Consider the following 22,610-nt stretch of genomic DNA (forward strand, 5'->3'; position numbering starts at 1 on the left):
ACTCTTTCTTTTGCAATTTGACCTAAGAAAACAATATCTGATATGTTAGAGATATTTCCATATTTATAAACATAAAAAGTATTTGTCTCAAAAATAACACTTGATTCTTCTTTGTTTTTAAATAAAACATCGTATGATGCAATAATCTCTTTATCTTGCTGTTGGGCTTGCTTTACTACTTCTACCTTTGTAGAGAATTCTTCTTTGGATATTTTGAAACAATTATCGGAAATAACCGTATCACTATTTTTAGATAATAAAAATTCATCTTTGCTCCATGTGCCATTGGATAAATTTCTAAAAAAATTAATTAGAGAACCTTTAAATGCTTCTTCCCTCTTTGTCAAAATTAGATCCGAATTGGCTATTTCTTCAAAATGACTCAAACCAGAGTAAAAGTTTTTGACTACATCGCTCGATAATACACTTCGTTTACTAAACGTAACTTCGAAGTTTTGCAATTCATAGCTGATTTTGTAACCCAATGAAGGATTTATGATTATTAATGGCTTATCGGAAAAAGCTTTTAAAACAAATTTTTCTTTATCATATTTAAAATAAATATCATCTTCATTTTGAATTACAACTTTTTTACTGTTTACTGTTTTTCCAATAAAATACTCTCTGAATATTTTTAACTTCTGATCCCTTCTAAACATATCTTTTCTGTTCACCACAACTTCTTTAAGCGAGTTTTTGGCAAAATTCAAGTGTATATTAAGATTCTTTTGAAAATCAGAACCCGCAATATATTCATTTTCGTATCCTAGAAAGCTTATTACTAGAATGTTATTAGCTTTTGGATCATACTCTAAGGTAAAATTTCCATTGCCATCAGAAATTGTTGAAATTGTCGTTCCGTCTAAGTAGATTAAAGCTCCTGGTAGTGGTGTGTTTTCTTTATCAGAAACTTTACCATTCATCCTTTGGCTAAAGGAATTTAGAGAACAAAAAAGAAAATAGAGAAAAATTAGTTTTTTCATAGTTTAATTATAAATATTCACCACTAATTAACACTATTATATTTATAATACAAAAAAAATATTATTCTTTTTACAAAATATCAACATCTCCTTTTCCTTCTCTCACGACTATCGGTTCATGCTCTGACAGGTCTATAATTGTTGAACCTACATTGTCACCATATCCGCCATCAATAACCAGGTCTACCAGATTTTGCCATTTTTCAAAAATCAATTCCGGATCAGTCGTATATTCAATTACATCATCTTCATCACGAATAGAAGTTGATACAACAGGATTTCCTAATTGACGAACAATTTCAAGAATAATATTATTATCGGGTACACGAATACCAACAGTTGTTTTCTTTTTAAACTCTTTAGGCAGGTTATTATTTCCCGGTAGAATAAAAGTGTATGGTCCCGGTAATGCTCTTTTTAGAATTTTAAAAGTTGACGTATCGATCTGGCGTACATAATCGGATAGATTGCTTAAGTCATGACAGATGAATGAAAAATTTGCTTTCTCCAGCTTAACACCTTTTATTTTTGCAATTTTCTCCAAAGCACGTGAATTAGTAATATCACAACCTAAACCATAAACAGTATCGGTTGGGTAAATTACCAAACCTCCGTTTTGAAGTACTTTTACCACTTTGGCTATTGCAGCTTCACTGGGTTTGTCAGGGTATATTTTTATGAACTCAGCCATTTTATTTTTTGTTAAAAGTTTAATTAGTTTCAGGTTTCAGGTTACCGAATAGCAACTTGAAACTTAAAACTTGAAACATTGATTATCCCACAACATCTAATTTAGCGAATCTTAACAATAATTTCTTTATTCCGCCTACCTCAAATTTTATTTCAGCTTTTTTATCGGCGCCAACACCTTCCAAATTCACTACCTCGCCTTTTCCAAAACGTTCATGCATCACTACATTTCCAATTGTCAATTTGTTATCAAACAAATTTGGAGCACCACTATTTGGGTTGGTTCCTACAACGGGCTTTAATTTTCGAATATTCAAGTCCGATTTCGGATCATTGCCTGTAACATGCTTAGGCGGAGTACTTCCGACTGGCTTTGCCAGACGTAGTTTTGATTTATCGATATCTCCAAAAATATCGCCATCAATTGGTGATTTGTAACGATAGTTGGTTTCTGCCGGTGTTAAATACTCCAGATATTGACCGTCAATTTCTTCAATAAAGCGGGATGGTTCACTATCTGTTAGTTTACCCCAACGGTAACGTGACTGTGCGTAAGTCAAATACGCCTGATGTTCTGCACGTGTTAAAGCTACGTAAAATAAACGACGTTCTTCCTCTAATTCACTACGGGTACTCATACTCATGGCACTTGGAAACAGATCCTCTTCCATTCCCACGACAAAAACATGTGGGAATTCAAGTCCTTTTGCCAGGTGAATGGTCATCAATGCTACACGATCTTCGTCAGAAGTATCTTTGTCTAAGTCTGTAGCCAGTGCAACGTCTTCCATAAATTCAGATAGAGCTCCCCTTGCACCATCAATCTCTTTTTGTCCTTCGGTAAAATCTTTTAGACCGTTCAAAAGCTCTTCAATGTTCTGAATCTTAGCCATTCCTTCCGGTGTGGCATCTTTCTTCAATTCCTGAACAAGTCCCGTTTTTTTAGCTACATAATCTGTAATATAAAAAGCGTCCTGATTCTGATCGATTACCTGAAAACTCTGAATCATGGTAACAAAGTCTTTTATTTTATTCTTTGTACCTGTGTTTAATTTCAAGTCGATTTTGTCAATATTCACCATTACTTCCCAGATCGAACGTTTGTAATGATTGGCAGCAATTGTAAGTTTTTCAACGGTTGTATCTCCAATTCCACGAGCAGGATAATTGATAACACGAATCAAAGCCTCTTCGTCTTTTGGATTGATTACCAGACGCAAGTAACACAATACATCTTTAATTTCTTTACGTTGGTAGAAAGATAATCCTCCATAAATTCTGTATGGAATATCACGCTTTCTTAACGCATCCTCCATCGCACGTGACTGTGCATTCGTACGATATAGAATGGCAAATGAGCCGTTATGCAACTGGTTTTGCATTTTTTGTTCAAAAATGGTACTGGCAACAAAACGCCCTTCTTCGGCATCAGTTAAACTTCTGTGGACTTTTATTTTTGCCCCAAAATCATTTGCTGTCCAAACTACTTTATCCAGTTTGGTCTTATTGTGTTCCATTACGGTATTTGCGGCTTCCACTATGTTTCGGGTAGAACGATAATTTTGCTCCAAACGGAACATTATTACGCCTTCATAATCCTTCTGGAAGTTCAAAATATTATTGATATTCGCTCCACGGAAGGCATAAATACTCTGCGCATCGTCTCCAACCACGCAAATATTCTGAAATTTATCCGATAACGCTCTTACAATCAAATATTGAGAATGGTTAGTGTCTTGGTACTCATCAACCAAAATATAACGGAAACGGTTTTGATACTTCGCTAAAACTTCTGGAAAACGAGTCAATAGCTCATTGGTTTTCAATAATAAATCATCAAAATCCATAGCTCCTGCTTTAAAACAGCGCTCTACATACTGCTGATAAATCTCACCTAAACGTGGTCTTTTAGCCATTGCATCGGCTTCGACTAATTCAGGGTTATTAAAATAGGCTTTTACTGTAATCAAACTGTTTTTGTAGTTCGAAATACGGCCTAAAATCTGCTTTGGTTTATAGATATCGCGATCCAGCTGCATTTCTTTTATAATAGAAGAAATCAATCTGGCGGAATCCTGAGAATCATAAATCGTAAAATTTGAAGGATAACCTAAATGATCCGATTCCGCACGAAGAATACGCGCAAAAATCGAGTGAAAAGTTCCCATCCAAAGATTCTTAGCTTCGCTGGCTCCTACGATATCTGAAATCCTGTGTTTCATTTCGCGAGCCGCTTTGTTGGTAAAAGTTAGTGATAAAATATTGAAGGCATCAATCCCCTGAGCCATCAAATAAGCAATTCTAATGGTTAAAACACGAGTTTTTCCTGAACCTGCACCAGCAATAATAATCATTGGCCCGTCTTTCTTTAAAACCGGCTGTCTTTGTGCTTCATTGAGCTGGTCAATGTACTTTTGCATGAAATTTTTCTCCATAATGATGCAAAAATAATAATTATACCTTTAATAAGCTACTAAGATACTAAGGTTCTAAGCTGCTAAGTTTTTTATTCTTTTTGAGGTCGGACAATGAAGATATAATTAGTTGAGATTTAAAGATCTTAACTTTATAAGTAGATAAATTAGTTTGTATTGTATATGAAATTTAATGACTAATGAAACGATTCTATAAAGATAAAGTTGTGAATAAATTAATAAAAAAACTTAGCGCCTTAGTCCCTTAGAACCTGACTACTTATAAAACACATCGTACGAAAATCTAATTAAAGTACCGATTACAACAATTAAGAAGAACACACGAATAAAACCATTGCCTTTATTTATGGCGAGTTTTGCCCCAAGCCATCCCCCTAGTCCGTTGCTTACTGCCATTGGAATAGCTATTGTCCAAATGATTTTCCCTTTAATTGCAAACAAACAGATTGAGCCAAAGTTGGTTGCCAGATTCACCATTTTTGCATTTGCGGAAGCATGTAAAAAGTCAAATCCCATCAAAGCAATAAAAGCTACGACAAAAAAACTTCCGGTACCAGGACCAATAAAGCCATCATAAAAACCAACGATTATACTAATTACAACTGCATACAGGATTTGTGTTCCAAAAGAATGATCTTTAGCTTCATGTTGTCCAAAGTTTTTCTTGGCATAGGTGTAAATCAGCAACAGTGACAAAACCACCAACAAAAGTGGCTTCATAAAATCATTGCTTACATAAGTTAGTAAGGTCGACCCCAGAAATGCCGATGGGACGGCCAAACACATCATAATTAAAAGAAGCTTCCACTGAATCACCACTTTTTTGAGATACTGAAAGGCCGCAAATGCAGTTCCTGTAAAAGCAGGCAATTTTAAGGTACCTATCACGGTAGAAACGGGTAAATTGGGTAACAGAATCAGTCCCATTGGGGTTTGAATTAATCCGCCGCCACCTACTATCGCGTCTATAAATCCTGCTGCAAAAGCTGCTAAACAAAGTAAAATTATGATGTAGTTTTCCATTATGATTGTATTTGAACTGTTTTTAAGTACGCTGCACAAAAGTAAACTTCCAGATTGTCTATTACAATAATTTTAAAGTGGATTTCTCCTCAAAAAGTATATTTTTGCTTAAAATTTAAACCCAATGGATTTTACAAAAATTATAGAATTAGCCAGTTACACTCTACCTGCTGTTGTTACCGGATTTGTTGCTTACAGTTTTTTTGAATTGCACATTAAAAACTTTGATAAAAAACGCAATTTTTTATTAAATAAAGAAGCTCATAAAGAATCATTACCAATACGATTACAGGCTTATGAGCGCATGACTCTGTATTTAGAGCGTATCAATCTAACCAAATTACTAATCCGAATTGCGCCTATTTCAAACGAAAAACATGATTACGAAAACTTCTTAATCGATCAGATAGAACAGGAATTTGAGCATAATCTAACGCAACAAATTTATATGTCGGATGAATGCTGGACGATTATTACAACAGCCAAAAATTCAACCATACAAATTATTCGAAAGGCCGCTATGAGTGACCGTGTTGACAGTGCAGACAAGTTACGTGAAGTAATTTTAAATGACTTACTGGAAAAACAATCACCAAGTAATGCTGCTTTGGCATACATAAAAAATGAAGTAGCGGATCTTTTTTAGACTAGCTTAGACTTAGTTAGACTGACTTAGACTTCTTAGATTGTTAGGTAGTTGGATCATTCGATTCTTAGATCTTTAGACTTAAGAATCGAATTATTTTTTTTTTACAATCCTACAATCGAGTAATCTCACAATCCAAAAAAGTCTAAGCCAGTCTGAAAATCTAACAAGTCTAAGTCAGTCTAAACTATCTATTATCGCTCATGACTTCAGACTTATTCTGAGCATATTCATAACCTTGTTCCCACCATTCTTTCATGACTTCCTGATTAAAAATAAGAGCGTTATCTGTTAGTTTTGTTGGGGTATAGTAAAGGTTAAGCTTTACGTTTTTATTGTTTGCAAGCAGTTTTCCAATAGCGATATCGTGCTTTTCAACCTGATCTAAGGCAATTCGAAACAAATCAATCATTAGGGAGAATGGATTTTTACCAATAACCGTCTTGTCCATATTGACCTCAGTTTCCAGAATGATAACGTCAATTTCAGTTGCTCCGCGGTTAATGGCTTCACGAATGGGAACTAAGCTTGCAAAACCGCCATCGCCATATTCGTAGTTATTTTTCTCTACCAAACTCATAAAAGGCACATAGTTACTGGAAATCCAGGACCATTCACAAAACTCCTCGTATGTACAATCTTTTACAGATTTATATTCGGCTTCGTTCTTGGTAAAATTAGTTACTGTTATAACAACATCGCTATCCAGCTTTTTGAGTTTATTAAAGTCGGAGATCGAAAAATTATTCTTAATATATCGCTTTAATCCTTTACTTTCACCAAAGGTTCTCTTGCCTCTAAAGAACTGACGCAACACATTAAAATGATTGATGGTAACAATATCTACTCCATCTTTATTTTTAACCACAAAAGGACATATATTAAAAATACTGGCCATGGTAACATTGGTATAAACAGAGTGAATTTTTTTAATATGCCCTAATGCTAAATGGGGTATCAGTAAACTACCGGTCGAAGTTCCTATAAACAAATCATATTCATGACTCTTTTCTTCGATCAGATATTGCGCTACACCACCGGCAAATGCGCCTTTACTTCCTCCGCCAGAAATAACCAATGCTCTCATATTTTAAATTGTGCGTTTGATGTTATGAGTTAGAAGTGTTTGTAATTACTATTTGCACTTCTCTCATTACTCTGTTTTCTTATCTTTTCTACTAATAATCTAATGCTATTTCTTTACTTCCTCGGCCAATAAACGCTTCAGTTGAAACTGTTCATCGGGGTTTAAATTAATCAAAATTCTTTCAAACGAAGCACGCATGTCCGGATTTTTTAATAAAAGCCGAATTGTATCTCTTCCAAACTTTGAAAATTGCCACATATGATGTGTGGTTGCCGAAACTAAATTACTTAAAACGGAATCGTTGATAATCTTAAAAGCAACAAGTTTTTCAAGAGCATTTTGTCTCGTTGTTGCTTCGTATTTTGTAGAAGAAAAAGCAATCAGTTCATTAATTAGAGTTTCGGAGTTTTCTGTGTAATTTGGTGTTGACAGTGCTAACGAAAGCCACAATGTTCTTAGATTATAGTCATTAAAACCAATCCAGTTCATTGTTTTATTTAAGTATCTGGTACGGTGCTCCGGAAAATTCCTCCACAGCCAATACAAAGCAATTTCCTGTGTCTGATAAGATTTATCATCGAGTAACGTTTCGTATTCCGTTCTGAAATCTTCCGGAATTTTACTTAAACTACCGGCAACTGCTTGTCGAACCTGAATATCATTAGTTTGCATGGCAAGTAATAAGAGTGCTTTTTTAGCTTCGTACTTTTCGTTTTCTAACTGATTTACAATAGCTTCTTTTACAGTGTAATAAACGTCCGATTTTAAAGTTTTACTTAAAAATTCTTCTTTCTCCGTTAAAGCTGTCTTTTTTAATTTATCTACCTCCAAACGAACCTGAATCGATTTATTTTTACTCAATAAAGTATTGGCAGTTGGTGTATCAAAAACGGTCGATTCCAACCAGGTTTTCTGAAATTTATCAAGATCAAAATCAGCTACTTTTTTAATCTCGTCAAAGAAATTTTGTGTGGTTACGGTTTGATAGGCATATTTCTTTAAATAACTTTTTATCGCTTTTTTAAATGCTTTATCACCTATGGACTCATGCAATACAAACAGCGCCCAAGCCCCTTTCTCGTAAAAAGTCAACGAACTTGCTTTTGCGTTCAAAACCGGAATTGAATCCGTTCTGGAAGCAAACTTAATCTGTTGTGCTGTATCGTATAATTTGGAATAGAAAAAATCGTCACCGTAAATTTCTCTTTCAGCCAAAACCGCAAAATAAGTAGCAAACCCCTCCTGAAGCCAATGGTGCGTACTACTTTCAGCTGTAATTAAATCACCAAACCAGTGATGTGCCAATTCATGAGCGTCTACATTTGTATAACTTCTATCTTCAAAACCTATTGAATCTACTACATACCGTGTAGCAAAAAGCGTTGAAGTTGTATTCTCCATTCCGGCATATAAAAAATCACGAACCGGAATTTCTCTATAAACTTCCCAAGGATATTTAACGCCTATTTCTTTCTCCATAAAATCAAAAATACGCTTCGAATAACGATAGGTCGGTTCAAAACGATTCGCGTCTTTGTTTTCTAAATAATATTCTAACGGAATCTTAGATTTTGCGCGGAACTCTTTCTTGTCATACTTCCCTATCGCAAGCATTAAGAGATAGGAACTCATTGGCTTTTCCATCTTGTACTGCCAATAGGTCTGCGTATCTGTTAATGTTTTATTATTTAGAATACCATTTGAAACTACCTGATAAGCGGTATCATAGGTTATTCCTAAGCTGAATACGATTTTCTCGTTCACGTCATCAAAACTTGGAAACCAGTTACTAGTGTATCTTCCTTGTCCCTGTGTCCAGATTTGCACTTCAGAATGATCCATATTTACAAAATACAAAGCCTGTTTCGGTTTGGCGGTGTATTGAAAAGTTAGATGATTTTCTCCTTTCTGAAAATTACCAATAATTTGCAGTTCTTTTCCCGTGTTTACAAAAACAGCTTCTTTGTTGTCGATTTGAACATGAGAAAATTCCATGTTTTTCGCATCAATTTTAATCGTATCAATTGGTTTAAGTACTTCAAACTGATAATCAACTGTTCCGGAAACTGATTTTTCTACAGCATTTAAAGATAATTTTCCTGAAACGGTTTTAAAATCAACAAATTGTGTTTGCTGTGCGAAAGTAAAAGTGGTAAAAAACAGAAGAATGTATTTCATGGAGACAAAATTGAAGGCGAAATTCCAAAGTTACAAAGGTTTGATCAACAAATCGAATGAAATTTGTAAGTTTACGACACAAAATTACAGCAACGTGTCAACATCTAAAAAAGCCTTATTTAACTGGAGCAGCGGAAAAGATTCTGCTCTTGCTTTGTATAAAATTCTAAAAAATCCTGACTTCACAATTGAATGTTTACTAACAAGCGTTAATCAAAAGTACCAGCGTATTTCTATGCACGGTGTTCGTGTTGAACTCCTCGAAGCGCAGGCCAAAAGTCTTGGTTTACCATTGAAGGTTATGCAGATTCCTGAGATGCCTACCATGGAAGCTTATGAAAGTGTTATGACTGAAACTCTGACGGAACTAAAAAATCGGGAAATCACACATTCTGTTTTCGGGGATATTTTTCTGGAAGATTTGCGAAAGTATCGCGAAAGTCAATTGGAAAAGATTGGGTTTGAAGGTGTTTTTCCTCTTTGGAAGATCCCTACACGTGATTTAATACAGGAGTTCATTTCTCTGGGTTTTAAAACGATTGTTGTTTGTGTTAACGAACGCTATTTAGACAAAAGTTTTGTGGGCCGAATTATCGATGCCGATTTCATCAAGGATTTACCTGAAAATGTTGACGTCTGTGGTGAAAACGGCGAGTTTCATACTTTTACTTTCGATGGCCCAATCTTCTCAGAGCCTGTACATTTTGAAATTGGTGAAATTGTTTACCGCAAGTATGAAAAACCTAAAACTCAAGAGTCCTCAAATACGGCTTGTGACACCAGTTCCAGCGATGCTTTTGATTATGGATTTTGGTATTGCGATTTGATTTAAAACGAGATTATGTTCACGAAAGAAAATTCAGAAGTAAAGAAAATTTTATCTTTTCTTGATGAAATTGGGATAGATGTAATTGAAAAAGAACTGAATGACACTTTTCTGCCTGGTTTGGATTTGGGTCCCAATTGTATCTTTATTGATTACAGCAAATTATTATACCCAGGTGATATTTTACACGAAGCCGGACATATGGCGGTTACCTCTCCTGCTGACAGACAAATTGTGGGTACCGATAAAATAGCTTCGAACTGGCCCACTGAAGCCGAAGAAATGGCTGCTATTTTATGGTCATTTGCCGCATGTACTCATTTAGAATTACCGCTAGAACTGGTATTCCATCCTAACGGTTATAAGAATGATTCCGAGTGGCTGATTTCCAGTTTTAAGGCTAAAAATTACATCGGATTGCCTTTTCTCGAATGGATCGGACTTACTTTAGGTAATGATCGTGCTCTTGATGAGGGGAAACCCTCGTTTCCAACAATGCTAAAATGGCTCCGAAGTTAATGAGATAATTAGATAATGTGGCAATTAGTCAATTTGAAAATTACTTCATTGGCACATTATCTCATTGACTAATTAAGAATACATGTTCAGCAAATTAGTAACGGTGTTCCAGTTTCTAATTGTAGCAGTTACATTTAGTTTTTTCTCTATATATTTTTGATCGAATCTCGTTTTCCCTGCTCCAACGGCATATTTAATAAAAATTTTATTTCCGTCGATACTTGCTTCATCCGGTTTGAACTGGCTAATTTTAAGATCATTTATGTTTTCGTTTTTTAAGGCAACTGAAACAAAAGCTACATAGAGCTTTTTGGTATCAATATCTTTTTCTTTCAAAAACGGGTTGTTTTCAAAACACAATTCTAAATCTTTTTTAGTAATTACAACCACAGGAACTTCGTGCCCAAAAACCTTAAAGATTTCCTGTTTGATCATGAAACCTACTTTAGAAGCGCTTTCTTCTTCTGTATCAACAAATACATTACCGGACTGTAGATAGGTACGTACGTTTTGAAAGCCGATATTTTCTAACATCGCTTTCAAAGCCTCCATTTTCATCATGTTGTGACCGGAAACATTAATACCGCGTAAAAGTGCTAAATGTGTTATCATTCTTTTTATTTTTTTTTCAAAGATAAAGATTTCGATTCTTTTCTGCTCCTTTGCCAGATTTATAGCTATTTCAACTATTCATTCTCTTCGCCTACTTCGATACCAAACCGAATTAAAAAATCATTTAATTGTGTTTTATATTTCTCTTTAGCCTGGTTTACAATTTCATCCGTTTCTTCGTTTGATGTTATCACGTTAAGATTAAATTCTTTTTTGACCCATTCCTCAAACACTTCCTTATTTTCACTTTCTTCATAATATTCTTCATCCTTATAAAAATAAGCCGAATCAAAATCAACTGAAATTTCGGTATCAAAAGTTAACAGATGTATTAATTCACGAGTGCTTTCTGCTACCACATGAATTCCGCCTTCGTCACCAAAGACAACTATGGGACACTTATTTAAATCATTGTCTATAAGCCAGTACGCGTACGAACTTCCCGATCCGTTTGCCCCTGCAAATTCAATAAAGCTGTTGTAAAATTCTTCTTCTTCCGACCATGTTTTTATACCGGTTTTGTCTTCTGTTATCGTTAAACCAAAACATTCTGAATAGCTTTCTACGCCATATTCCTGCTCGAATTTATATAATTTCACTAAATCTGCAGGTAAAATATAATTACCAAACTGAGCTGAGTATTCTTCTAATGAAAAACTACTGTCGTATTCAGCATATTCGGTTTCGTCGCTTTCTTCTCCTTCAACAGGTTCTTCCATAAGCACTTCAAAAGCTTTTAGGACCGCACGTTTTATACCATAAAATTCAATTCCAACCGCAGTTTCGTCGTTCATCCATTGGTATTTTGGATCTCTATCTTCATCAAGATATTCCAAAAGGAGTGTAATTTCCTCTGTATCATGGCACCACAAACCACGCATTCTGATATTAAAACCGTTTTCAATTTCTTCTAAAATTTGACTGTATTTCATTCCTTCGTAATCAAAAGAAATAAACAAATACGTGGTACCGTCAATGTGACGATAAAGCCTTTCATCGTTTTTAAATTCTTCTTTTTCAGATAAAACTTCAATTAAATTTACAAATTGATTTCGGAAATCGCTGTACAGATACTTTTCGGTTTTGCCATAATCAATAATGGATAGCCCTTTTTTAAAGACTTCTTCATAATAATTATTTCCTAAAATCGCTGTGCCATATTGGGTCTGCTCTATAAAAGAATCGTTTACAATATCGCTTAGTTTATGCGTTGATGGCAGATAATTTTCTACTGTTATAATTGATCCGTCATCTGTAGTTAGATTACTGCAAATTAATACATCAGGTCTACTTATATTAATAATTGCCTGAACATTGGTAAAACGCTCAAAATGCATCCACATATCATCACTGTAGATCAGCCACGCTGTAACATCGCCTTTAACAAAGAGCTCTCCGTGGTTGTATTCTCCTATAAGCGAATCACATTTTAAGCCACCACCCAAATAATGAACACTTCCAAACAATGTAATATTTATAGTAGTGGTTTCTCCCAAAACGATTAAGGCTGGTGAGTTGTCAGTATCATAAGAGCTTATACATTTACCAACGGTTAGATTTCCTTTGAAAATAAATCCAAGTATAAAAACATCCGGATGTTCTTCTGTACAATAATCCATCTCAAACGAATCCATTTCTACATCTTCTTCTGCTAGCAGAAATATCGAATTTTCTTCGTAGTCTGGAAAACGCCAACTGTCTTCAAAAACGTTGTATATTTTCTGATTATTAAAATCAGTAAGATCTCCAATAATAGTATGTGCTCCGTGTCGATTGATCACTTTGAATGCAACACCTGCAAAGGTCATGGTTTCAAAAGGAACTTTTTCTTCGTTAGTCATAGTAAGGGCTAATTGTCTTAAACATCTTAACAAATCTAATTATTATCTTTGTTTTTCAAAATAGCAAACCGACAATTTCGACTTTCAAATTTCCCAATTAAAATATATCTTCGCAGTTAGGAAAGAAAATAGAACGAAAAAATAGAGTCAAGAATAAAGAAGATAGAGTAAATTCTACATCTTATAGTCTTTGTTCTACAATCTTGAATCTTGGCTCTATTTTCTTGACTCTGCAATCTAAAATCTAAAATCATTACATGTCTAACAATCTCCTTGAAACCCCAATCGAATACCTAAAAGGCGTTGGTCCCAGTCGTGGACAGCTGCTTCGTAAGGAATTGGGAATTCATAAATATGGAGATTTAGTTAATTTTTACCCCAACAGGTATATTGACCGGACGCGTTACTATAAAATTAATGAACTGCAAAATACCGGTTCTGAGGTACAGATTATTGGAAAGATAATCAACATTAAAACAGTTGAATTTGCGAAGAACAAAAAACGTCTGGTTGCTACTTTTGTAGATGATACGGGACAAATTGACTTAAATTGGTTTCAGGGCCACAAATGGGTTCGTGAGAGTTTGAAACTGAATGAAGTTTGTGTGATTTTCGGAAAATGTTCGTTGTATGGAAGCCAGTTCAGTATGGCACATCCTGAAATCGAATTGTGGAGCGAGCATGAAAGAAGTCTTCGCTCGGCCATGCAGCCGGTTTATCCTTCAACAGAAACACTGGCTAATAAAGGAATCTCAAACCGAACCATTAACAAACTAATGGAGCAATTGTTTCTGGAGACTCAGGCTTTGTTTACAGAAACTTTTCCGGCCTATTTAATCGAAGAATTAAGGCTTATTTCAAAGAGAGCTGCCCTTTTTAATATTCATTTTCCAAAAAGTACCGATGCTTTAGCTAAAGCCCAATACCGATTAAAATTTGAAGAACTGTTTTTTATACAGCTACAGTTAATTACCAAAAATCTCATTCGGAAGCATAAAATCAAAGGACATCCTTTTGTAAAAGTGGGTGAATTTTTTAATGAATTTTACCAGCATCATCTGCCCTTTCAACTAACGAACGCTCAGAAAAGAGTAGTTAAAGAGATTCGTTCGGACATGGGAAGTAATGCTCAAATGAATAGATTATTGCAAGGAGATGTAGGTTCCGGAAAAACGATCGTAGCTTTTATGAGCATGCTTTTGGCTATAGACAATGGCTTCCAGGCTTGCCTAATGGCTCCGACAGAAATCCTTGCTAATCAGCATTTTATCGGATTATCGGAATTAGCTAAAACGCTAAATATCAACATAAAACTCCTAACTGGCTCAAGTAAAACTTCAGCCAGAAAGATTATTCATGAAGAGCTCGAAAACGGAAGTTTGCAGATCTTAATTGGCACACATGCACTTTTGGAGGACAAGGTAAAGTTTCAAAATTTAGGTCTCGCAGTAATTGACGAGCAACATCGTTTTGGTGTAGAACAACGTTCGAAATTGTGGAAGAAGAATGAAATTCCGCCGCACGTTTTGGTGATGACCGCCACCCCTATCCCGAGAACTTTAGCGATGAGTTTGTACGGTGATTTAGATATTTCGGTAATTGATGAATTGCCTCCGGGACGAAAACCTATTCAAACCGTACATAGATTTGATAGTAATCGTTTAAAAGTCTGGAAATTCCTGCGCGACGAAATTGCCTTGGGAAGACAAATTTACATCGTATATCCCTTGATTCAGGAATCAGAAAAAATGGACTTCAAAGATTTGATGGATGGTTATGAGAGTATTTCCCGCGATTTTCCATTACCTCAGTATTCAATTTCTATCCTACATGGAAAAATGAAACCAGCCGACAAAGATGCCGAAATGAAACGCTTTTCTGAAGGTAAAACCAATATTATGGTGGCTACAACTGTAATTGAAGTGGGAGTTAACGTGCCTAATGCGAGTGTAATGATTATCGAAAGTGCCGAACGTTTCGGATTGTCTCAGCTACATCAGCTCCGAGGGCGCGTGGGACGTGGAGCGGAACAAAGTTATTGCATACTGATGACAAGTTTCAAGTTGAGCTCTGACAGTAAAACGCGAATGGAAACAATGGTTCAGACTAATGACGGGTTCGAAATCGCCGAAGTAGATCTTAAACTGCGTGGCCCGGGAGATTTAATGGGGACACAGCAAAGCGGTGTTTTAAACCTTCAAATTGCTGATATAGTCCGTGACAGAGATATTTTAAGCCTGGCCCGTAACTATGCTATGAAGATCCTAAAAGAAGACGGTCCGCTTCAAAAACCAGAACACGCCATACTTAAGGCCGTTTTTATAGAACTTACCAAAAAGAAAAACATTTGGAATTATATTAGTTAGAGGTGCTAAGGTACTGAGATGCTAAGGTTCTGAGGTTTATAACTTAGAATTGCGTAACGGTAATCTAAGTGAAATTGAGGACTTATAAAACCTAAATTGAATGCGGGCATAGTACTGTCACCCTGAGGGAAGTCGAAGGTTTATGGAAATTTTAAAAAATACTTCACTGTAATAAAGAGTAAAAATTCAACGACTGATGTTTTTGGAGATTTAAATTCGTTGGGGGACAAATTTTTGGAAGTCGAATGTTCGTCTTTTACAATGAAGTATATATTTCTGCTGTAGTTTATTTTTTAGGAGCTGCTTTCTTTTCGAAAAGACCACTAAATAGACCTTTGCTGATTTTGTTTTTGTCGTCTTTTCCTGTAGCAATCAGATGATCAACATACTCCATGTATGTTTTTTTGCGTTCTTCTAAAAAACCTACCAAATAGTCTTCGGAGGCGCCTATTCCGCTAACTTCTTCGATATGCAGTAACTTTTTATACAAGGGATCAATAAACTTTGTAATTATTTCTTCTGGTACCGATTTTCTAGTCCCGAAATAACCAATAATCTCGCCGTCACCATCAGCAATAATTTTAAAATCAGTTACAACCCAATAGTATCGTCCTGTTTTAGACATATTCTTAATAATAACGTGGATATTCTGACTAGATTTGATACTATCCCATAAGAATTTAAAAATTACTTTTGGCATCTCTGGATGTCTCACGATATTATGAGCGTGACCGATTAATTCATGCTCATCATATCCTGAAACGTCAATAAAAGCTTCATTTGCATATAGAATGGTTCCTTTTGTATCCGTTTTACTTAATAACACTTTAGTTCTGTTCCAATCAACCTCTCTGTCGGATGGAGTCGGGCGGGTAATTCTGTTGTCCATAAATCCTGTATTTAAAATTAATAAGCAATTGTTTTTTTGCCTTTGACCTGTACATCTTTGTAGTACATAAAGAAAGTAGATAAATAACTAATTTACAACTCACTACTGCTCTTTATCTTAACTTCTGGTGTCAGTTGATTTCACATGAATATCGTTCACGAGATCGTCAATTTTCTTGGCGCTTTCACGCATCATTTCGAGATAACTCAACAACTTATCATTATCGGTATGTCCTTTTGAAACATCAATAAGTTTGAGAACCGAGCTTACCGGTAGCTTTAAATCCAGCGTAGTTCTGTGAATAAAATCGTTGTAATCTTTAGTAGCGGTTAGCGAACTGTATTTTGCCGAGGCTAGCTTCATGTTCTCCAATTCGTATTCGTCCGATATTTTAGAGATGTGATTTTGACTGTGTTCTTTAAAATAATACGCCCAATAGCCATTCATAAAAAATACAACTGCCGCCAAGACAACATGGATCAGAAAGGTTTCCGAATCAAAATTAACCTGCGAAAAATATAATTGCAGTCCTTTTGGATCGTTAAAAACAGTATTTTGCAGATATGCCAAAGCCCCGTGATGCAATACCACTAAAAGCGTTAAAGGAATTTGCAATTTCCAGTTTTGATAGATAATTAAAATTGTACTGGCGATAAAAACGGTAAAATGCATTTCAAACAAACCGTGCATCTGATAAATGTACTGTGCCATAAACACAGCCAGAACAATAGCCAGAACATACTGATAAAAGTTAGATTTTTTGAAGAAAAATTTAGCCGAATAGTATAATAATAAATTTAAAACACCCACCCCGACTCCAATCTCAAACGTGTCATACTTAAAGGCCAAAGCAATTCCGAGGAGAAAATAAATTGCTAATACGTAATTAATAATAGTGTCTGATCTTTGCGTCATCGTAGACATAAAATTGTGCAAATAATCTTGCTCATTCAAACTGGCTCTTGTTTTCATAAATTAAAATGATTTTGGTTAAGAATTTGGTTTATTTATTGCATTTTGGTAGCGAACATCCATAGGCCCTTAAAGCCAATGCATCAAACGAGGGTGAATGATTTTGTTTTAATAATGAATCAATTGCCATTTGAGCATAATTACTGTCGGCATTCGTACAATATCTGGTTTTATTGTAATTTCCGCGATAATACAAATTCTGTGAGCCATCAAGTAAAACAGCCTGCGGCGTTGAGAACACGCCACAGTTTTTTGCTATGCTCTGATCAAAATAAACTGGAATCTTGGCGTTAAACTTCTCCTGAATTTCGGCTATGGTAAAGGTTTTCTCTTTATTAAGCACTACAATTTTGAAATTTATCCGGTCGCCATATTTCTGGATGAGTTCGCTGACATGAGGAATATTAAAACGCGAACAGGGACAATCGGGATTGAAAAAATGGATAAAAATTGGTTTTCGGTCTGCTAAGCAGCATTTCAAATCAATTTTACTCCCCACGGCTATCACTTTATAATTCACAGGAACAGGTGTAGGTAAACTGTACTTAAATTCATTCTGCCAGAACAGAACCGAAATAGCGGCAACTAACAATGCCATCCACAAGCCAACAAGTAATTTTTTTAGCATAAACAGGTAAATTTTGGGGTGAAAACTTAAAAAATGTCTAAACAATTGTTAATTAACTGCTTTACTATTTAACTATTTTAACTTTAAATAAAATAAAAAATCTACATAATTTAACGCTTAACCCTCAAAAACATTAGCCGTCAGATGAAAAACATGTCATTTTGTTTAAGCTTATCAATGTTACAAATAAAATCGATAAACTGCAAATAAAATCGGACAAAATACACAAAATTATAGCTTTGTGCGTTTTTTTCTATTTTTAAAACCCGTAGTTCTACTTGTTTTGTGCGTAAAACCATAAAAATGAGTTTTACAGCCCCTGACTTTACCCTTTCTTATTTATTTTCATTTTTTTTTACTTCTCCATTAAACCTTTGTAAAGTAAAACAGTCTAATCAAGGCCTTGTTTTAAAATTTGTACCTACAAATGTTAAATAAAAGCTAAGCTCATCAGATTTCACAACAAAAAGTTAAATTTGTGAGCTTACTAAAAACATACACCAAAAATACATTTACCTCAAGTTTATGAAAGTAAAAAACCTTGTTTACGCCCTTTTAATCATTGTATTAGGAGGTTTTATTGCCTACAGAGTCGTATCAAACAAAAAGAAGAACGACGAATCAAAAAAATTTGGAGACAAAGACACTCCTACTACAGTAACCGGAATTATCGTTAAGACCACCACTTTCGATAACAATTTATCGCTTTCAGGGTCTATTGAAGCCAATGAACAAATCGAAATTCGGAGTGAGGTTTCAGGAATTGTGGAAGGGATTTATTTCACTGAAGGCACTTTTGTAAACAAAGGTCAGGTACTTTTTAAAGTAAATGATATTGAACTCAAAGCTCAGTTAAGACAAGCGGTAACCAGAGAAGGTCTTGCAGCTGAAAATGAAAGAAGAGCTAAACTATTGCTTCAAAAAGAGGCAATCAGTCAGGAAGAATTTGATGTTGCTAAGGCTGATCATGCGTCTGCACAGGCACAAAGTCAGTTAATCAGAGCTCAGATTGCAAAAACTTCGGTTAAGGCTCCTTTCTCAGGAAAGATTGGTTTGCGTTCTATTTCTCCTGGAACTTACATCACTCCTACTATTTTGGTTGCTAAACTGGTAAACACCGGTAAATTAAAAATTACATTTTCTATTCCTGAAAAGTATGCTTCTCAAGTAAAAACAGGATCATCGATTGATTTTACCGTTTCAGGTTCTGACAAAGTCTATTCAGCAAAAACATACGCTATCGAACCGGAAGTGGAAGTGGCTACACGTACACTGCAAGTTCGTGCTATTGCCGATAATGTTGACGGAAAACTTTTTCCGGGAACTTTTGCCGATGTTAAATTACCTCTAAACATTATAAAAGATGCTATTGTAGTGCCTTCAGAAGCAATTATTCCAGTGCAAAGTGGAAAAAAAGTATACATCTCTAATAATGGAAAAGCTAAAGAAGTTATGGTAGATGCCGCTACAAGAACAGACTCTTCTATTTTAATTCTATCAGGATTAAAAGCTGGGGATACTCTGATTACCAGTGGCGTAATGTCGCTTAAAAATGAAGCTCCAATAAAAGTGAATGTAAAAAAATAGAAAATGAGAAATGAGAAATGAGAAATGTGAGTTGTAAAATGTATGACGTCTAACGGGATACTTAATACGCTTCAATCTATTTTCTATAGTCTATACTCTATTTTCTTTATTCTATACTTTTTTTTCTGTTATTCAAAAAAAATCTAAAATCTAAACTCTAAAATCATAAATAACACTATGAGTTTATCAACAACAAGTATAAAAAGACCTGTTTTAACCATTGTACTGAATCTTTTAATTATTCTGTTCGGTTTTATTGGTTATACGTTTTTGGGTGTCAGGGAATTTCCTTCGATCGACCCTGCACAGGTTTCTATCCGAACCAATTATACCGGAGCCAATTCTGATATTATAGAGTCACAAATTACAGAACCTCTCGAAAAGGCGGTAAATGCAATCGACGGAATCCGAAATATCACCTCTTCGAGTAATCAGGGAAGCAGTAATATTACCATCGAGTTCAACCTTGATAAAAATTTAGAAGAAGCTGCAAACGACGTTCGTGATAAAGTTTCGCAGGCTATCAGAAGTTTACCGCAGGATATCGATGCGCCGCCGGTGGTCTCAAAAGCAGATGCCGACAGTGATGCTATTATATCGATGACCGTACAAAGCGATACCCGAAATTCTTTAGAATTAAGTGATTATGCCGAAAATGTCATTTCACAACGCCTGGAGACCATTCCGGGAGTCAGCGGAGTTCAAATCTGGGGACAAAAACGTTATGCTATGCGTTTATGGATTGATCCTGTAAAGCTAACGGCATATAAATGTACCGTATCTGACGTTCGTAATGCGTTAAATGCACAGAATGTCGAATTGCCTTCAGGAAAACTAACCGGGAACAATACCGAATTAACCGTAAAAACGGTCGGAAATCTTTCAAAACCCGAAGAATTCAACAACATCATCATTCGTACTAACGGTGATAAAATTGTTCGTTTAAGCGATATTGGAGGAGCTGAATTAGGTCCGGAAAACATTGAAACAAAACTAAGCCAATCTGGCCTTCCGATGATTGGTTTGGCTATTGTGCCGATGCCGGGAGCCAACTATCTGGACATTTCTACGGAATTCTACAAAAAATACGAAGCCTTAAAAAAGGATCTTCCAAAAGATATCAAGCTGAATATTGCACTTGACAACACTATTTTCGTAAAGAAATCAGTACTTGAAGTTGCCGAAACTTTAGGTATTTCGATTATTCTCGTAATCATCATTATTTATTTATTCTTTAGAGACTGGGCCATCGCGTTCCGACCTTTAATTGACATTCCGGTTTCGTTAATCGCTACGTTTTTTATCATGTGGCTTTTTGGGTTCTCTATCAACGTATTAACCTTGTTGGCAATTGTACTCGCAACCGGTCTGGTGGTGGATGACGGAATTGTGGTTACCGAGAATATCTTCAAGAAGGTGGAAGAAGGAATGTCGCCAATTGAAGCGGCAATCAAAGGATCTAATGAGATATTCTATGCTGTAATTTCGATCTCTGTGACGCTTGCGGCAGTATTTCTTCCGGTAATATTCTTAGAAGGTTTCGTAGGCCGACTCTTTCGGGAATTTGGAGTGGTAATCGGGGCTGCTGTATTAATTTCGGCCTTTGTATCCCTGACACTAACACCAATGCTGAACGCCTATCTGATGAAAGGCGGAGAGCAGAAAAAATCAAAATTTTATGTCAGAACTGAACCTTTCTTCGAGAAACTAAACAGCGGTTACGCTGATTCTTTAAATCGTTTTATTGCCAAAAAATGGCTTAGTTTCCCAATTCTGATAGCGTGTTTTGGATTGATCTATCTATTCTTTACTATTCTTCCAAAAGAAACCGCTCCATATGACGACCGTAGCTCTGTTACCATGCGTATGACAACTCCTGAGGGTTCGACCTACGAATACACAGACCGTTTTATGCAGGAAATTTCAAGACTGGTAGACGATTCCATTCCGGAGAAAAAAGTGAGTTTGGTGATTACCGCGCCCGGTTTTGGAGCTTCGGCTACCAACTCAGGTTTTATTCGACTCTCATTAGTAGAACCGGATCAGCGAAAAAGATCTCAAAAAGATATCGCCGACCAATTGACCAAAATGACCAAACGATATCCTGATGCAAAAACATCCGTAATTCAGCAGCCTACAATTGCTGTAAACCGACGTGGTGGTTTGCCGATTCAATATATCATTCAGGCTCCGAATTTTGAAAAACTGAGAGAAAAAATTCCCGTTTTTATGGAAGAAGTAGGCAAAAGTGACGTGTTCTCCGTTACTGATGTTAATTTAAAATTCAACAAACCGGAAATTAACGTAAGTATTGACCGTGAAAAGGCAGAGAGTCTTGGTATTTCAATTATTGATATCGCTCAGACGCTACAGCTTTCTTTAAGCGGACAGCGTTTTGGTTATTTTATTAAAAACGGAAAACAGTATCAGGTAATTGGTCAATTTGATCAAAAAGACCGTTCAAAACCTCTGGATTTGACTTCAATGTTTGTGAAAAATAAAAGCGGAGAATTGATTCAGATGGATAACGTGGTTAAAATTGAAGAACAAAGTAATCCTCCACAATTGTACCACAACAACCGTTACATGTCTGCGACTGTTTCTGCAGGTCTGGCACCGGGAAAAAGTATCAGCGACGGTATTCAGGAAATGGACAGAATCAAAGCAAAAGTGCTGAACGATACTTTTACCACCGATTTAAGTGGAGAATCGCGAGATTTTGTTGAAAGTAGCTCCAACACTTCTTTTGCTTTTGGACTGGCTTTATTATTGATCTTTTTAATTCTTGCTGCACAATTTGAAAGTTTTATCGATCCGCTTATCATAATCTTAACAGTACCTATGGCGGTTGCGGGAGCTCTATTCTCATTATGGCTTTTCAATCAGACCTGGAATATTTTTAGCCAGATCGGAACCGTAATGCTTATTGGACTGGTAACGAAAAACGGTATTCTGATCGTTGAATTTGCGAATCAGCTTCGTGAACAGGGAAAACCCAAATTAGAAGCTATTTTAGAAGCCTCAGAAGCACGTTTGCGTCCTATTTTGATGACGAGTTTGGCTATTGCATTAGGTGCCTTGCCAATTGCAATGTCGCTTGGAGCTGCTTCAACCAGTAGAATTGGTATGGGAGTTGTAATTGTTGGAGGAACTATTTTCTCATTGGCTCTGACATTATTTGTAATTCCTGCTATCTATTTAATGTGGTCCAAAGCCAGAAAACATTATCCTGAATTTGATCATATTGAAGAATATGAAAGAGATACTAAGTAATTGATAAAATTTTTGAAATAATATAGAAGCTGCGGCCTTCTTCTTAAAAGAATCA

Annotated in this window: 17 protein-coding genes; 6 read left to right on the forward strand and 11 right to left on the reverse strand. The window is 35.7% G+C overall.

Annotation, left to right across the window (positions count from 1 at the left end):
• From FLA105534_RS10430 to FLA105534_RS10445, 4 genes are all read right to left on the reverse strand, one after another.
• Positions 1-983: carboxypeptidase-like regulatory domain-containing protein (locus FLA105534_RS10430; RefSeq protein WP_173966065.1), on the reverse strand; the 983-nt coding region annotated here is incomplete at its 3' end.
• 70 nt (positions 984-1,053) lie between these two features.
• On the reverse strand, positions 1,054-1,674 hold the full coding sequence (locus tag FLA105534_RS10435) for an L-threonylcarbamoyladenylate synthase (RefSeq protein WP_173966066.1): 621 nt from the start codon (positions 1,672-1,674) through the stop codon (positions 1,054-1,056).
• Between the two features lie 82 nt (positions 1,675-1,756).
• The gene (locus FLA105534_RS10440; RefSeq protein ID WP_173966067.1) at positions 1,757-4,093 is read right to left on the reverse strand and encodes an ATP-dependent helicase; all 2,337 of its coding nucleotides are present in this window, start codon (positions 4,091-4,093) and stop codon (positions 1,757-1,759) included.
• A 270-nt stretch (positions 4,094-4,363) separates the two neighbouring features.
• The gene (locus tag FLA105534_RS10445) at positions 4,364-5,131 is read right to left on the reverse strand and encodes a sulfite exporter TauE/SafE family protein (protein ID WP_173966068.1); all 768 of its coding nucleotides are present in this window, start codon (positions 5,129-5,131) and stop codon (positions 4,364-4,366) included.
• Between the two features lie 124 nt (positions 5,132-5,255).
• On the opposite strand from FLA105534_RS10445, the gene FLA105534_RS10450 reads away from it, so the two are divergent.
• Complete coding sequence (locus FLA105534_RS10450) at positions 5,256-5,777, forward strand: DUF7935 family protein (protein WP_173966069.1); 522 nt, start codon at positions 5,256-5,258, stop codon at positions 5,775-5,777.
• A 187-nt stretch (positions 5,778-5,964) separates the two neighbouring features.
• On the opposite strand, the gene FLA105534_RS10455 is transcribed toward FLA105534_RS10450, so the two are convergent.
• Together FLA105534_RS10455 and FLA105534_RS10460 are read right to left on the reverse strand one after the other, a co-directional pair.
• Positions 5,965-6,864, reverse strand: a complete 900-nt coding sequence (locus FLA105534_RS10455) for a patatin-like phospholipase family protein (protein ID WP_173966070.1) — start codon at positions 6,862-6,864, stop codon at positions 5,965-5,967.
• Positions 6,865-6,969: 105 nt separating this feature from the next.
• Positions 6,970-9,042, reverse strand: coding sequence for a M1 family metallopeptidase (locus FLA105534_RS10460; RefSeq protein WP_173966071.1), 2,073 nt, complete (start codon positions 9,040-9,042; stop codon positions 6,970-6,972).
• Between FLA105534_RS10460 and FLA105534_RS10465 the strand changes: the two genes are divergently transcribed.
• Positions 9,041-9,874: a Dph6-related ATP pyrophosphatase gene (locus tag FLA105534_RS10465; RefSeq protein ID WP_173966072.1), complete on the forward strand. Its 834-nt coding sequence runs from the start codon at positions 9,041-9,043 to the stop codon at positions 9,872-9,874. The genes FLA105534_RS10460 and FLA105534_RS10465 overlap by 2 nt on opposite strands.
• A 9-nt stretch (positions 9,875-9,883) precedes the next feature.
• The gene (locus tag FLA105534_RS10470; protein ID WP_173966073.1) at positions 9,884-10,387 is read left to right on the forward strand and encodes a hypothetical protein; all 504 of its coding nucleotides are present in this window, start codon (positions 9,884-9,886) and stop codon (positions 10,385-10,387) included.
• 72 nt (positions 10,388-10,459) lie between these two features.
• Here the strand turns inward: FLA105534_RS10470 and FLA105534_RS10475 are convergent, their stop codons facing one another.
• Both FLA105534_RS10475 and FLA105534_RS10480 read right to left on the reverse strand, forming a co-directional pair.
• Complete coding sequence (locus tag FLA105534_RS10475) at positions 10,460-10,999, reverse strand: DUF1697 domain-containing protein (RefSeq protein WP_173966074.1); 540 nt, start codon at positions 10,997-10,999, stop codon at positions 10,460-10,462.
• Between the two features lie 74 nt (positions 11,000-11,073).
• Positions 11,074-12,840 carry a hypothetical protein gene (locus tag FLA105534_RS10480; protein WP_173966075.1) on the reverse strand — a complete coding sequence of 589 codons (1,767 nt, stop codon included), beginning with the start codon at positions 12,838-12,840 and terminating at the stop codon, positions 11,074-11,076.
• Between the two features lie 257 nt (positions 12,841-13,097).
• On the opposite strand from FLA105534_RS10480, the gene recG reads away from it, so the two are divergent.
• Positions 13,098-15,206: an ATP-dependent DNA helicase RecG gene (gene recG, locus FLA105534_RS10485; protein WP_173966076.1), complete on the forward strand. Its 2,109-nt coding sequence runs from the start codon at positions 13,098-13,100 to the stop codon at positions 15,204-15,206.
• Positions 15,207-15,492: 286 nt separating this feature from the next.
• Here recG and FLA105534_RS10490 read toward each other — a convergent pair whose 3' ends face one another.
• From FLA105534_RS10490 to FLA105534_RS10500, 3 genes are all read right to left on the reverse strand, one after another.
• Positions 15,493-16,095 carry a PAS domain-containing protein gene (locus tag FLA105534_RS10490; RefSeq protein WP_173966077.1) on the reverse strand — a complete coding sequence of 201 codons (603 nt, stop codon included), beginning with the start codon at positions 16,093-16,095 and terminating at the stop codon, positions 15,493-15,495.
• A 117-nt stretch (positions 16,096-16,212) separates the two neighbouring features.
• The gene (locus tag FLA105534_RS10495) at positions 16,213-17,067 is read right to left on the reverse strand and encodes a hypothetical protein (RefSeq protein ID WP_173966078.1); all 855 of its coding nucleotides are present in this window, start codon (positions 17,065-17,067) and stop codon (positions 16,213-16,215) included.
• Between the two features lie 31 nt (positions 17,068-17,098).
• On the reverse strand, positions 17,099-17,695 hold the full coding sequence (locus tag FLA105534_RS10500; protein ID WP_173966079.1) for a TlpA family protein disulfide reductase: 597 nt from the start codon (positions 17,693-17,695) through the stop codon (positions 17,099-17,101).
• 525 nt (positions 17,696-18,220) lie between these two features.
• On the opposite strand from FLA105534_RS10500, the gene FLA105534_RS10505 reads away from it, so the two are divergent.
• Together FLA105534_RS10505 and FLA105534_RS10510 are read left to right on the forward strand one after the other, a co-directional pair.
• A complete protein-coding gene (locus FLA105534_RS10505; protein WP_173966080.1) occupies positions 18,221-19,282 on the forward strand; it encodes an efflux RND transporter periplasmic adaptor subunit in 1,062 nt (353 codons plus the stop codon).
• A 177-nt stretch (positions 19,283-19,459) separates the two neighbouring features.
• A complete protein-coding gene (locus FLA105534_RS10510; RefSeq protein WP_173966081.1) occupies positions 19,460-22,555 on the forward strand; it encodes an efflux RND transporter permease subunit in 3,096 nt (1,031 codons plus the stop codon).
• Positions 22,556-22,610: the final 55 nt, after the last annotated feature.

The organism is Flavobacterium collinsii, assembly GCF_902804485.1.
GTDB lineage: Bacteria > Bacteroidota > Bacteroidia > Flavobacteriales > Flavobacteriaceae > Flavobacterium > Flavobacterium collinsii.

Bases quoted from the DNA above. Each gene is read 5' to 3' on its own strand.
- FLA105534_RS10480 (WP_173966075.1), bottom strand. From the start codon at position 12,840: ATGACTAACGAAGAAAAAGTTCCTTTTGAAACCATGACCTTTGCAGGT.
- FLA105534_RS10495 (WP_173966078.1), bottom strand. From the start codon at position 17,067: ATGAAAACAAGAGCCAGTTTGAATGAGCAAGATTATTTGCACAATTTT.
- FLA105534_RS10440 (WP_173966067.1), bottom strand. From the start codon at position 4,093: ATGCAAAAGTACATTGACCAGCTCAATGAAGCACAAAGACAGCCGGTT.
- FLA105534_RS10510 (WP_173966081.1), top strand. From the start codon at position 19,460: ATGAGTTTATCAACAACAAGTATAAAAAGACCTGTTTTAACCATTGTA.
- recG (WP_173966076.1), top strand. From the start codon at position 13,098: ATGTCTAACAATCTCCTTGAAACCCCAATCGAATACCTAAAAGGCGTT.
- FLA105534_RS10490 (WP_173966077.1), bottom strand. From the start codon at position 16,095: ATGGACAACAGAATTACCCGCCCGACTCCATCCGACAGAGAGGTTGAT.
- FLA105534_RS10435 (WP_173966066.1), bottom strand. From the start codon at position 1,674: ATGGCTGAGTTCATAAAAATATACCCTGACAAACCCAGTGAAGCTGCA.
- FLA105534_RS10445 (WP_173966068.1), bottom strand. From the start codon at position 5,131: ATGGAAAACTACATCATAATTTTACTTTGTTTAGCAGCTTTTGCAGCA.
- FLA105534_RS10450 (WP_173966069.1), top strand. From the start codon at position 5,256: ATGGATTTTACAAAAATTATAGAATTAGCCAGTTACACTCTACCTGCT.
- FLA105534_RS10465 (WP_173966072.1), top strand. From the start codon at position 9,041: ATGGAGACAAAATTGAAGGCGAAATTCCAAAGTTACAAAGGTTTGATC.
- FLA105534_RS10505 (WP_173966080.1), top strand. From the start codon at position 18,221: ATGAAAGTAAAAAACCTTGTTTACGCCCTTTTAATCATTGTATTAGGA.
- FLA105534_RS10475 (WP_173966074.1), bottom strand. From the start codon at position 10,999: ATGATAACACATTTAGCACTTTTACGCGGTATTAATGTTTCCGGTCAC.
- FLA105534_RS10470 (WP_173966073.1), top strand. From the start codon at position 9,884: ATGTTCACGAAAGAAAATTCAGAAGTAAAGAAAATTTTATCTTTTCTT.
- FLA105534_RS10455 (WP_173966070.1), bottom strand. From the start codon at position 6,864: ATGAGAGCATTGGTTATTTCTGGCGGAGGAAGTAAAGGCGCATTTGCC.
- FLA105534_RS10500 (WP_173966079.1), bottom strand. From the start codon at position 17,695: ATGCTAAAAAAATTACTTGTTGGCTTGTGGATGGCATTGTTAGTTGCC.
- FLA105534_RS10460 (WP_173966071.1), bottom strand. From the start codon at position 9,042: ATGAAATACATTCTTCTGTTTTTTACCACTTTTACTTTCGCACAGCAA.